This is a genomic window from Nocardia vaccinii NBRC 15922, from assembly GCF_001613305.1.
Classification (GTDB): Bacteria; Actinomycetota; Actinomycetes; order Mycobacteriales; family Mycobacteriaceae; genus Nocardia; species Nocardia vaccinii.
On sequence record NZ_BDCC01000095.1, the window covers coordinates 1 to 12,695 of the forward strand.

7 protein-coding genes and 1 pseudogene are annotated in these 12,695 nt (G+C 64.1%); 4 read left to right on the forward strand and 4 right to left on the reverse strand.

Annotated features, from left to right (window positions below; all coding sequences use genetic code 11):
- The first annotated feature begins 227 nt into the window (after positions 1-227).
- The gene (locus NV1_RS40535) at positions 228-1,274 is read left to right on the forward strand and encodes an MBL fold metallo-hydrolase (protein WP_067904655.1); all 1,047 of its coding nucleotides are present in this window, start codon (positions 228-230) and stop codon (positions 1,272-1,274) included.
- Between the two features lie 60 nt (positions 1,275-1,334).
- Here NV1_RS40535 and NV1_RS40540 read toward each other — a convergent pair whose 3' ends face one another.
- The gene (locus tag NV1_RS40540) at positions 1,335-2,183 is read right to left on the reverse strand and encodes a LuxR C-terminal-related transcriptional regulator (RefSeq protein ID WP_067904658.1); all 849 of its coding nucleotides are present in this window, start codon (positions 2,181-2,183) and stop codon (positions 1,335-1,337) included.
- 298 nt (positions 2,184-2,481) lie between these two features.
- Here NV1_RS40540 and NV1_RS40550 point away from each other — a divergent pair, with 298 nt between their 5' ends.
- Positions 2,482-3,606 carry an LLM class flavin-dependent oxidoreductase gene (locus NV1_RS40550; protein ID WP_067904664.1) on the forward strand — a complete coding sequence of 375 codons (1,125 nt, stop codon included), beginning with the start codon at positions 2,482-2,484 and terminating at the stop codon, positions 3,604-3,606.
- 196 nt (positions 3,607-3,802) lie between these two features.
- Here NV1_RS40550 and NV1_RS40555 read toward each other — a convergent pair whose 3' ends face one another.
- The 3 genes and pseudogenes from NV1_RS40555 to NV1_RS46235 form a co-directional block, all read right to left on the reverse strand.
- On the reverse strand, positions 3,803-5,317 hold the full coding sequence (locus tag NV1_RS40555; RefSeq protein WP_307631395.1) for a GMC family oxidoreductase: 1,515 nt from the start codon (positions 5,315-5,317) through the stop codon (positions 3,803-3,805).
- A 266-nt stretch (positions 5,318-5,583) separates the two neighbouring features.
- Positions 5,584-8,901, reverse strand: a complete 3,318-nt coding sequence (locus NV1_RS40560; RefSeq protein ID WP_067904668.1) for a protein kinase domain-containing protein — start codon at positions 8,899-8,901, stop codon at positions 5,584-5,586.
- 514 nt (positions 8,902-9,415) lie between these two features.
- Positions 9,416-10,885 (reverse strand): annotated as a pseudogene (locus NV1_RS46235) (CoA transferase).
- A gap of 232 nt (positions 10,886-11,117) precedes the next feature.
- On the opposite strand from NV1_RS46235, the gene NV1_RS40575 reads away from it, so the two are divergent.
- Both NV1_RS40575 and NV1_RS40580 read left to right on the forward strand, forming a co-directional pair.
- Entirely contained in the window at positions 11,118-11,495 is a 378-nt protein-coding gene (locus NV1_RS40575; protein ID WP_067904677.1) for a thioesterase family protein, read from the forward strand.
- Between the two features lie 497 nt (positions 11,496-11,992).
- Complete coding sequence (locus NV1_RS40580; protein ID WP_067904683.1) at positions 11,993-12,592, forward strand: TetR/AcrR family transcriptional regulator; 600 nt, start codon at positions 11,993-11,995, stop codon at positions 12,590-12,592.
- Positions 12,593-12,695: the final 103 nt, after the last annotated feature.

Genomic DNA, 12,695 nt, shown 5'->3' on the forward strand with positions numbered 1-12,695 from the left:
CCATCAGGCCAGGACCGTCGCTCAGCGAGACCCTCCGACCGACGTCCACCTTGACCGAGCAACCAACCCGAGAGCTCACGAGAGCATGTCCCACTGGCCACCACACGTCACGCAAGAGGACTCACCACCCTTGGTCGACAGGGGTGATCGACAGCACTCGGCCACGCCGCACTGTTTAACATAGAATAGAAAGTAAGGTTGGCTAACGAAGACAGAGGAGCCGGTGAATGACACAACTCGTCGGGCAGCCCGATGACTGGACCGAACCGGGTGCGTTCCAAGTGACGCCCGGCGTCCATCGGATACCGCTGCCACTACCCCTGAATGGCCTTGCGGCAGTCAACGCCTACCTGCTCGAAGGCGAGCAGGGTCTGATCTTCATCGACCCCGGCTGGGCCGGATCCGACAACGAACGTGCCGTAACCGCAGCGCTTCGTGAACTCGGCTTCCGGCTCGACGACATCACGCTGTGCCTGGCTACCCACCACCACTGGGACCACTACTCGCAGGCATTCGCCTGGAGAACATCTCTCGGCAGCAAGCTGTTGACCGGCGCCGAGGAACACCACAGCATCGAAGAGGCGATCAACGGCGCGGACACCGGCCGCTTCCCCAATCATGCGCGATTGATGTTGCGATGCGGCGCACCGGATCTCGCCCGCAATCTCGCCGAAAGCCCCGCTCCCCCGGAGGAAGACGGCATCGAGTTCGGCATTCCCGACGGCTGGCTGTCCGGGGGCGACAGTGTCGCCCTGCGCGAGGGTGCGCTGGAAGTGGTTGCGACACCAGGGCATACGCGAGGCCACGTGGTGTTCCACCACTCGGATGCCGGAGTGCTCTTCTCGGGCGATCACATCCTGCCGACCATCACCCCATCCGTAGGATTCGAATGGACCCCGGAACCGCAGCCACTGCGGTCCTTCCTGAAATCGCTCCAGCTGATCCTCGGCCGGCCCGACGCGGCCGTGCTTCCGTCGCACGGCCCGGTAACCACCAGCGCACACGCCAGGGTTCGGGAGTTGCTCGAACACCATCAGCAGCGACTCGACGAGGTCTGCGACGAAATTGCCGGAGGCGCTGCCACCGCTTACCAGGTGGCACGGGCACTGCCGTGGACGCGCCGGGCCCGGCGGCTCGACGAGTTGCCACTCGAGCACCAGATGTCGGCCATCGCGGAGATCGACGCGCACTTGGACGTATTGTCACTTCTGGGCCGACTGGCCCACGACGATGCCGACACGGACCGTCGATACGCCCTGGCTGGTCGAAGCTGAGTTCCGTGTCGAGGCCGGTGAAAGCGGTTCGGCCTGCTTTCACCGGCGTCGGAGCCGTTGTCAATGACTCGGCCCGCGGCTCACGAGCCAGAGCGACACGGCTTGTGCTCGGTTGGCGGCGTTGAGCTTCTGCAAGATCTTCGATACGTGAGTCTTGACCGTGCCCTCGGAGATGTCCAACCGTCGCGCGATTCGATAATTGGTCTGCCCGGCAGACATGAGTCGCATGACGTCGAGTTCGCGATCGGTCAGCTCCTGACCTGGGGGAATTCTTCGATTCGGCATGCGGCTCTGCGACGGAACACTCGGAGTTACCGTCGGCCATGATCGACCAGCCGTCTCGCGGACGGCCTGCAATTGTTGGAGCAGCACCAACCGACTCAGATGCACGGCCAAACTCTCGGCGGCCACGGCCAGCAATTCGCATTCCTCACGAAATACCCTCTGCCCCTGAACATAACGGTCGGCGTGCACCATCCCGACTACCGACTGCTCGATCACGATAGGGGCGACACCGTAGTTGTCCGATCGGGACACCGCGGCAATCGACCGGTGCACCCGTGGATGGGTCTGCACCTCGTCCACAACGAATGTGTTGGCAGAGTCGACCACATCGGCCTCGACGACCGACTCCAAGGCGGTCGGCTCCTCTCGCCCGGCCTGAATGATCGCTTGCGCCCATCGTTGATCGCAGCGCACGAACATCGACTCCGGAACCCAGATGCCGTTGTCGATCCGTGAGATCAGCACCCTGTCGAACCCGAGCCGGGCAATGACTTCCGGCGCCTGGTCCACGAGCGCCTGAGCTGTTGTGACCGAACGGAACTCGGTAATCGCCTCGAGCAACGCGGTGCTACCGCGGCAGTCGGCCGCATTCCGGGGGTTCGGGATGTGTTGATTGTTATCCATACGTCCTGCATTCACGCGACCCACGCGGTGGTTCGACCGAGCCACGTGCCTCTGGGCTATCAGCAAACTTTACGCGCACAAGCTGTGCCGATGTGGCAAATCCACCTCTGCAGCGGCACCGACGAAGGCTAGATCCCACCGCAAAGTCACACAGGCGAATACTCCGATCGGCCGGACACGCAGGCGGGGAATGCCATCGGCCGAACGGCCGATATCGACTCCGTCGATCCGCAGATGTGCCCGAGGCACAGGCTTGACATCGTGATTTCCCAAACAGACGAGCGGAAGAGGATCGAGGATGAAGATCGCCACCGAAGTTCCTTGGGGAGACCGGGAATTCACAATTCCGCTGGAGCGGATTCGACGCTGTGAGCAGTTCGGGTTCGACGCGGTGTTCACTGCCGAGGGCATAGGAAACGACGCGCTCACACCACTTGGCTACCTTGCGGCAGTCACCAAGCGAATGACCCTCGGCACACACGTCGCGACGCTGACTGCTCGCCCGCCCACCGTTCTCGCCCAGGCATTGCAGACTATCGACGCCATGGCGGGCGGCGGGCGGCTGATCGCCGGGATCGGGGGTGGTTTTCAGAGTTCCTGCGAGGGGTGGCACGGCCTGCCTTGGGGCAAGCCGGTTCAGCGCATGCGCGACTATGTGGATGTGCTGCGCCAGGTGTTCCGCACTGCAGGCTCCTACGACGCCGACGGCAACCCGATCGAGCCGACCGAGCTGTACGCCGAGCCGGTCCGCGCGCGGCTCGGCACGACCGTGAACTCTCAGAGCTCCGAGATCAGCATCCCCTACTCCCGTGACGGGGCCTTGGGGGTACGACCGTGGGTCAGCACATTGGAACCCGGCCCCGTGCCACCAGTCGTGCTCGCTGCCGTTGGGCCGCAAATGATTTCGCTGACAGCCGAAATCGCCGACGGCTGGTACCCCTGGGGTTTCGCACCTGGAATGCTCCCGGCATTCGAGCCATTCCTCGAAGCAGGCTTCAAGCGTGCGGGCGAGAACAAGCGCCGAGAGGACTTCCAGATCTGGGCACTCGTCGACCTGATCGTCAGCGACGACGTGCGGGCAGGACTCGACCGCTTCCGCCCCTACATCGTGGACTGGGCCGAGCCGTTGCGATTCCAGACTGAAGCGCTGGGCTTCTCGGGGCTGTGCGACCGGCTCACCGAGCTGACGACCGCGGGCCGCTACGACGAAGCGCTGGCCAACGTGCCGGACGAACTCGTCGACACCATGTTCCTCGTCGGCTCGCACAAACGGATCGCAGAACAACTGACCGCTTGGTTCGACTCCGGCGCAACAGGACTCATCTTCCGATACGGTCCGCAGGTACAGCTGGGTCAGCACAAGGACCTCATCGAAGATATGGACGTCTGGGAGACCATCGCCCGCGCGGCGCACCGCATCTGAGATAACGGTCTGCGTTGACGCATCGATGGTGGGCCGACTCGAAGGACGAACCACCATCGATGTGCACGGGCCGTCTCCGATGACTCCCAAACCGTTCTGGCGGCGGTGCTTCGGTGGATGCCCAAGAACGGTTACGCCTCGGTAAGCGCACCGGATCCTGCACCGGGAAGCCCGATTCACGCCCCACCGTGCAGAATCAGATCGGCACCCGCTGAGCGATCATCATCGTCGGCGCATTTGTGTTACCGGAGGTCAGCGTCGGCATCACCGAGGCATCGACAACCCGAAGTCCATCAATACCGTGAACACTCAGTTGCGGATCGACCACCGCGTGGTCGTCGACGCCAATCCGACAGGTCCCGACAGCGTGGTAGATGCTGTCCTCCTGGGCAGCCAACCATGCAGCACCCGACGTTCCGTTGTCACTGAGATAGGCCCCGGCGACACTGCGCATCGCCGACTGGGATTCGACGAGGTCACGAGCCAGCGCGGATCCCTCGATCAGTTTTCGTACATCCTCATGGGCCAAGCGTTCGAACTCGATCCGTGGTCGTCCATCGTGTAGACGAACACGACCCCGCCCCTGGGGATGCATGAGAACCGTATACACAGTGAACCTGTCGACCCGATCCAGACTCGCTCGCCTGGTCACCCTGTCGAGCGTGTATTGCACTGGGGTAATAGCAATCTGGAACTCATTGGTAATGAGCTGCGCCTCGAAAGCTGTCGTTGTCATCGGCCCTTGCCCGCGCATCAGCAGCGCCGCGAGTGCCTTGGCTCCACCGACAGGGCCGAGGGTATTGACGGTCGGAACTTTCGAATCCCAGCACTGGGAGGAGACGAGGTGGTCCTGGAAATTCTCCCCGACACCGGGCAAATTCAGCGTCGCGCCGCCCGGCCCTATCCTCGACCGCAAAAGCACAGCGGGCGTACCGATCGCGCCGGCGCTCAGTACCACCTCGAGCCCGCAGAACACGGCCGCCGGATTCGCCCCTACCGCACGTCCCTTCTCGACAACGATTCGAGACACCTGCCTTTTGGTCAGGACGCGCGGACGCCTGTCGCGCGGAAGGTCGTGCAGGAAACCTCGGGCCGAGGAGCACCGGAGCCCGCGATGCTGATTCACCTGGCTTCGGGCCACTCCCAGCTGACTTCGACCGTTCTGATCCGGATTCAGTTCGTATCCGGCATCGACTGCGGCCCGGATGAAGGCGTCATCCACCTCATGGTGGTGTCCACACCACGAGACCTCGATCGGCCCCGTTGCGCCGCGGTACTCGTCGGCTCCGCCGATCCAGCTCTCGATGCTCTTGAAGTAGGGCAGCACATCGGCGTAGCACCACCCCTCGTTTCCCGCCGCCGCCCAACTGTCGTAGTCCGAACGTAGTCCCCGGGCATAGACCATCGCATTGATCGATCCGCTACCACCCACGATCCGACCGGCCGCGAAAGCGTCATTGTCGCGGCCCTTGCTCGAGTCGGGCGCTGCCGGATATTTCCAGTTGGCAGTCGCATAGAGCGTGACGATGCCTAGTGGAAAGCGGACGTCGGGACGTCGATGACTGCCACCGGCTTCGACTACGACGACGCTCGCACCAGCCGACGCCAATCGTGCCGCCACGATAGAACCCGCCGAGCCTGCGCCGCGGCTGATCTCCGGGAACTCCCGCAGACGCGCCAACTCCTCGTACGCGAATACCCGCGACGCCACGAACCCCGACCTCCACCACGCCGACCAGCCACATCAGCACCAAGCCACGCACTACCAGCCCAAACACGCATCCCGAGCACGAACCCAGCTCGCTACCAACGGATTACGCATATCTGTTGTTTTTTCGGCGATCGAAACCCGTAATTTAACCAACGCGGACTTGATATGCCGAACCCGGGTTGCGCCCCGCACTGCACCCCAAGGGGGGCAGCGGACTCTCACGAAGTCAAAGGCGCCCCGGGTGCGCGTAACGCTCTGCGCCCCAATCAATTTCGTGAGCCTGGCCCACCGGTCGGTGCGGGTTGGCTCCGTTCGGTGATCCACGCGGCGATCTGGGCGCGTGAGGTGAATCCGAGTTTGGTGAGGATGTGTTCGACGTGTCCCTGGGCGGTGCGCTGGGAGATGCTCAGGCGGGCGGCGATAGCCTTGTTGGTCAGGCCTTGGGCAACGAGGTCGGCTACCTCCCGCTCCCGGGTGGTCAGCTCCGGCGACGGCCCCGGGCCGCGAGCTGCGGTCCGGCATTGCTGTCCGAGGGCGTAGTCGATCGCGGCGTCGAGATCCAGTACGGCTCCTTCGCGGTGTGCGGTCTCGAATGCTTGCCGGCCGAGCGTGTGACGTGCCGCCCGTTCGCAGTCCTCATGGCGGACCGCCAGATTCGGAAACAGCACTGAGGAGGTGCCCGTCGACTGCGCCAGCGCCTGCGCGGCGCCCAACAACACCGCTGCGCGCCGCGCGCTGCCCTGAGCTCCCGCTATCCACGCCAGTGTTTCCAGCGCCATCGCGGCCACCAGCGAGTCTTTCAGTTGCCTGATCAGCTGCAACCCCTGCCGCAGCAGCCCCAGCGCATGGTCGCTATCGCCCCGACGCCACGTGGCAACCGCAGTCGCGTACAAGGCATATGACCGATGTACCGAATCGCCACAGGATTCGGTGAGCCCGAGGACCCTTTCTTGGTACGAGATCGCGGTTGCGCTGTCCTCATGCAATTCGTGAGCCCAGAAGAGCCCGAGAAGCGCCCACATCTGCCCGTAGACGTTGCCCTGCGCCGTGAACGATTCGAGGGCGGTTTCCAGGGGCGCGCGCGCTCGGGGAAAGTCGCCGTCGAAAACCCTATGGATGCCTTCGGTGAGGTCGGCGAACGAGTGCACGATCGGATGCTCGGTCGTTGCCGCGAGCGCCCGCGCCTGCGTGACGAGTGCGGACGCCACGCCGAGATCGTACTGGAGATCGGCTACCACGCTGGCGTGCCATAGCGCCTTGGCACGTACCGTCGTGTCGGTCGCGGGACTAACGACGAGGGTGCGGTCGAGCCAGTGCCGTGCCTCACCGGCCTGTCCGTGGGAGAGCCAGAACGGTTGCAGGGCGGCCACGAACGACAATGCCGCGCCTGGTTCTGCTTCGATGTCGGTCAGGCAGAAGTCCAGCGCCTCGCGCAGGTTGGGTTGTTCGCGGTTGAGGCGGGCGATCCACTCGAGCTGGCGGGGGCTCATCCAGTCAGCGTCCGCGCGTTCGGCGAGCTGTCGGTACCAATCCACATGTCGACGCCGCATTTGCGTGTACTCGCCAGCCTGCTCGAGTTTGTCGCGGCCGTAGTCGCCCACCGTCTCGAGCAGACGGAATCGTACCACGGAGTCAGATTCCTCGCGGATCAAGATTGACTTGTCGACCAGGGTGGTGAGCACGTCGAGCAGATCCGCCTCGCCGAGGTTGTCTCGGCACACCTGTTCGGCGGCGTCGAGTTCGACGCTCCCGGCGAATACCGACAGTTGCGCCCAGACCTGTTGTTCGGGCCGTGTACACAACGAGTAGCTCCAATCGATGCACCAGCGCAGGGTCTGCTGGCGGCTCGGCGCGCTACGGCTGCCGTGCGTCAGCAGTGCATACCGATCGGTCAGTCGCGCCAGGATCTGTTCGGGTGACAGCGCGCGCAGCCGGGCCGCGGCCAGCTCGATAGCGAACGGCAGCCCATCGAGATGGCGACAGATCTCGGCCACGACTGCGACGTTGTCTTCGGTGAGCGCGAAACGCGGTACCGCGGCGGCGGCCCGTTCGACGAACAGAGCGACCGCGTCGTAGCGGGGCGCACCCCGTAGCGACGGCCGCTGATCCGGATCGGGAACGGTCAGCGGCCGCACTTGCAGCAGCGCCTCCCCACCGACGCTCAGGGCCTCGCGGCTGGTGGCTAGGATCTGCAGCTTCGGACATGCCGTCAGCAGTGTTTCGGCAACCTTTGCCGCAGCGTCGACGATCTGTTCGCAATTGTCGAGCACCAGCAGCAGCTGTCGGGATGCCAGGTAGTCGATCAGCACGTCGAGCACCGGCTTGCCTTGCGGGCGCAGCCCTGCAGCGGTGGCGATCACTCCCGGCAGCAGGGCACCGTCGTGCAGCTGCCCGAGCTCGACCAGCCACACCCCGTCAGGGAAGCCCCGCTGCGCGCCGACCGCCGCGCGCAAGGCCAGACGCGTCTTGCCTACCCCGCCGATTCCCGTCAACGTCACCAGCCGGGAGCTCGCGAGCAGCCTCTTGGCCTGGGTCAAGTCGGTGCGCCGGCCGACGAAGCTCGTCAGCTCGTGCGGAATAGCCCCCCTAGTGCTGACCGGCGGCCCGAGCGGATTGGGCCCTCGCGCCGGTGAGTAGTCGGTGGCCAGGGGAACCGGGGTGGCTGCTTTGTGTTCGGCACCTGCTTCTGCTCGCACCGCCATCTCATCGACCGGCAACCCGCGCCGGGCCTGCAGCTGCTGGAGCTGCTCGCCCAGCGCGGCCGCGGAGGGTCGCTGCTCGGGGCTGCGGCCCATGGCGTGCTCGATCACTTGCGCAAGGTCCTCGTCGATGCCGTGCTCGCGGAGGTTCGGCGTGGGCTGTGTGGTAATGCGCAGAAACTGAGCCACCACCTGCTCACCGCTGCGCCGCTCGAATGCCGCATGCGCGGTTAGCGCGGCGAACAACGTCGCGCCGAGCCCGTAGACGTCCGCTGCGGGCGTGGGTGCCTTGCCCGCCAGCACCTCCGGCGCAGTGAACGCCGGTGAGCCCGTGACCGTGCCGGCGTCAGTGCGGAATCCATCGGGGATGCGTGCGATTCCGAAGTCGGTCAGTGCTGGTTCACCGTAGTCGGTGATCAGGATGTTGCTCGGTTTGACGTCGCGGTGCAGAATCCCGAGCCGGTGCGCGGTCTCGAGAGCCCCGGCCAGCTTCACCCCCACTCGCAGCGCCTCCGCCGCCGACAGTGGACCGTGACCGCGGATCCGGGCGTCGAGGCAACCCTGCGGACAGTATGGCATGACCAGGTAAGGCAACCCCGACGTGGTGGTGCCAACCTGCAGCACGCCGAGGATGTTGGGCTGCCCGCTCAGTCGGCCCATCGCCCGCTGTTCCCGCACGAACCGCTCCCGGTTCTCCTGGTCCAGATCGGCGGTGAGCACCTTGACCGCCACCATCCGGTCCAGCGCGACCTGGTTGCATCGATACACCACACCGAATCCGCCACGCCCGATCTCCTCGGCGCCGGCGAATCCAGCGTCTGCAAGTTCCGCCGCGACCGCGGGGATCACGGCACGTTGAGTTTTCGACGGGTCGATGTCGCGCATGCGCGTGTCCTGCTCTGTGACGTACCCCAGGATATCGCAGGGTCGGCTGCGGTGGCCTCGGCCTTTCGCAAGTGGCTTTCAGGTCTTTGGCGTTGGCGGCGAGTCAGGTTGTGCTCCGACACTCCCGGCAAAGCAGTTCCTCCGACGCTCCCGCGGGACGTGCCCGGTTGGGCTGTGATGCGCCTGGCTCGTCACATCATGCCGATGGTGAAGGAGTCCTCAGCCATGACTGAGCAGTACCTACCCGCGCGGTCGGCCATACCACGGATGGGTTCGTGTACGCCGATGACACGCAGCTATGCTCTGCGGTCGCTGCACGGCTGCTGAACCGGCTGACCGACCTGCTCGCGGCCAGACCGACCGCCTCGATCGCGGTCACCGGCGGCCGAACCGGGATCGGTACCCTCCGACAGGCGACGTCTCGCCCCCTCTAGATCTACCGGGAAATCGGTAACCGGAGTGGAGAAGCCAGCACCCTCAACAACCTCCGCAATGCGTGCGAAAACACCGGCGATTATGCCGCTGCCTGCGACCCACAGCGGCAGGCGCTGGGCCTGCTGTTCGCCGCAGTAGCCCTTGAAACGCTGGCATGGATTGTGGCATCGCAGGGCAGCGCCCGGCGCGCTGCCATTCTGCTCGGCGCCGCGCAATCACGGGCTCGAGCGATCGGCGGCTCCGCAGTGATCAGAATGTGTTCGACGTGTCCTGCTGCGGTGCGGTGGGTAATGTGCAGGCGGGTGGCGATAGCTTTGTTGGTCAGGTCGTCGGCGACGAGCAACTTGTCGAAATCGTCGCCCGTGATTTCCAGGAATTCGGCGAGGACTTCTTCGGTATGCGCGCCAAGCAGCGGGGCCGGCCGGAACTCAGCGGAGGAATCGCTCATGCGCACAGCCCAGCCCGGCGTGTGGAACGTGCCGCGCACCGAATGTTCGAGCCGCAGGATCGCGTTGTTCTCCTGCAGGGACGGCTCCGCAAGCAAGTCTGCGGTTTCCGGAACGGCGCCGGCAGGCACTCCCGCGTCGGCCACCCGTCGCATGACTTCGTGTTTGTCGTAGCGAACCGTCCACTCGACAATGACCCGGTTGACCTCTTCCTCGTGTGCCAACCGCTTCTCGGGGGACGCGAAACGTGGATCGTCCACCAGGTCGGTGCAACCGATCACCGACAGGAGCTTGTGCCATTAGGTGTTGCTGTGACGTGCGGTGTAGATGAAGCAGAAGTCGTTGACCCCGCCGCCCTTGCATGGGTAGGCCGACGAGGGTGCCGATGCCGACGCGGGGCTTCCGTTGCCTACCCGCTTGGTCGGCTTCCCAAGCACATTGTGCCTGGCATACGCCATGCGGCAGTAGTTCATGATCGCGTCCTGCATAGCGACATCGACACGTTGTCCGCGGCCGGTAGTGACCCGCTGCAACAAGGCGGCGAGAATCCCGATGACCGGGTGCATCCCGGTCCCGCTGTCCGCGATCGTCGGGCCAGGACGGATCGGACCTCCCCCCGGTCCTCCCGTGATCGCCATCGAACCCCCGGTCGCCTGGCCGGTCGGATCAAAAGCCAGGTAATGCTCATACAGCCCCCGGTTGTACCCCTTGATCGAGGCGTAGATGACCCGGTCGTTCACCACACGAACGTCGTCGTAGCCCAGCCCCAGACGCTCGATCGTGCCAGGCGCGAAGTTCTCGACCACGACGTCGGCCTGGCGGATCAAGCTCAGCACCAGGGCAACCCCCTCCTCGGACTTCAAGTCGACGGTGACCGACCGCTTGTTGTTGTTCAGCATCGGGAAGTAGTACGAGTCGAGATCCGGAACGTCCCTCGACGCGGACCGACCCGCTTCGCCCACACCTGGTCGTTCGATCTTGATGACATCGGCTCCCAGGAAGCCGAGAGCCCGGGTACAGGGAGTGCCTGCCTCCCATTGACTCAGATCGACAACTCTGATGCCACTGAGCGCGGCCTTCTGATCACTTCGGGAGGCGCTCATGGGCGCTTCCCCTCACGACCGGAAACAATGGCGGTCCCCGCAGATGATGCACTAATTATTGGCATGAAAAATCCTTCCTGAATCAAAAAAATAATATTATGCCCGATTGCAATCCCACAAATGAGCCCGACAACGAAATGTGCCCAACAACGCCCCGCTGGAGTATTTTGTTTCTCAGTCGAAACATGCCATTGTCTTGGAGCAACCAGAATCGAATTGAAAGGGTTTCGGAATGACGTCGCTACTCGGCCTGACCGCCAGCACCGAACACATTGTCGCCGATCACGACACCGCCTCCGCGCTGGGAAGTGGGTCGTTGGACGTCCTCGGCACGCCACGCCTCCTGGCATGGTTGGAAAATTCGACCGTTAAGGCGCTGGCCGATCACCTCCCGCCAGGTACCACGTCCGTCGGCACGGAGGTGTCTCTCCGGCATCTGCGTGCCACAGCGGTCGGCGACACCATTTGCATCACCTCGGAAGTGACCGGACACGAGGGCCGAAGCGTCGACTTCACCGTTGACGCGAAGGCAGCGGACGGCACCTGCATCGCGAGCGGCACCGTCCGCCGCGCGATCGTGGACGTGGACCGCTTCCTTCGACGGCTCTGACCTGCCCGGCCCGGCATGAGCTCCCGAGCCGCGCCGGAGGGCGCGCTGGTGATCAGCGCGACCTTTCCGTCCGAAGTGTCCACCCAAAGACTCCTCACCTGATCGAGTCGACCGATCCGGTCTCCGGCGGTTTCACGCCGGCGAGAATGCCAATTCCTCTACAACTACTCTGCGACGTCAGCCAGATCGTACGTATCGTAACCATATCCAACATGCTCAGGCAACGATAGCTTTTCCTTGACAAACTATCGAACGTTCGTATCATGATCTTATGTTTTGCGAGAGAGCTGACAGGGCGGCTCTCGCGCTCGCATACCTGGCCGCCGCAGGCTCGAACACACGCGCGGAAGGAAGGCGCAGTTCACCGACGAAGGAGAGAGCAATGGGATTGCGGCAGGACACCCGGACCGGGCCATCCGCCGGTCCGCCGCTCTGACTAAAGTCTTGGTGACTGTCGGTGTCCGGAAACTCTCAGGATGGAGCGAACCGTGTGCGCAATGGCCTTTTCCGCGGGCGATCGCCGACTGACCTCGCCTACGGCTCAAGCCATATACAGCGCGGCGGTCGACCTCATCTACCACCAGGGTTTCGAGGCTACCTCGCTGCGACAGATCGCAGAGGTCGTGGGGGTGAAAGTAGGGAGCCTCTACAACCACATCGCCAGCAAGGAAGAGCTGCTCTACAACATCATGCACAGCGTGATGAAGGAGCTGATCGAGCTCAGCCAGGCCGCGGTGACCGGCCTGACCGACCCCAGGGAGCGGTTGCGCGCGTTCCTGCGGACCGCCATCGAGTTCCACGCCGAGAACCAGCATGCGGCTTTCATAGGGAACACCGAGCTGCGAGCGCTGAGTCTCAGACACCGACGCGCCATCGTGAACTTGCGGGACACGTACCAAAAGGACCTCGAAGACCACATCCGAGCCGTAGCCGCTTCGAACCGGGCCGGGACCGTCCCGAACGTCAAGCTCGCGGCGTACGCAGCCGTTGCCATCGCCAACCACGTCGCCTCCTGGTACCAGGCCACGGGCGAATTGAGCCTCGACGAGGTCATCGACGGCCTGCTCGGCGTCTACCGGCCGACTGCGGACGACTGACAGTCGAAAAGCGGGCTAGTTTCTTCTGACACAAGTCGCGCGGAAGCATGCTGACCAATTCCACCCCCATCATTTCCGTTCATCGAGGATGGCAGGAAAGCCC

Excerpts from the sequence above, each read along its gene's own strand:
- NV1_RS40575 (WP_067904677.1), top strand. The coding sequence starts at position 11,118 with ATGACGTCGCTACTCGGCCTGACCGCCAGCACCGAACACATTGTCGCC.
- NV1_RS40560 (WP_067904668.1), bottom strand. The coding sequence starts at position 8,901 with ATGCGCGACATCGACCCGTCGAAAACTCAACGTGCCGTGATCCCCGCG.
- NV1_RS40540 (WP_067904658.1), bottom strand. The coding sequence starts at position 2,183 with ATGGATAACAATCAACACATCCCGAACCCCCGGAATGCGGCCGACTGC.
- NV1_RS40580 (WP_067904683.1), top strand. The coding sequence starts at position 11,993 with ATGGCCTTTTCCGCGGGCGATCGCCGACTGACCTCGCCTACGGCTCAA.
- NV1_RS40550 (WP_067904664.1), top strand. The coding sequence starts at position 2,482 with ATGAAGATCGCCACCGAAGTTCCTTGGGGAGACCGGGAATTCACAATT.
- NV1_RS40535 (WP_067904655.1), top strand. The coding sequence starts at position 228 with ATGACACAACTCGTCGGGCAGCCCGATGACTGGACCGAACCGGGTGCG.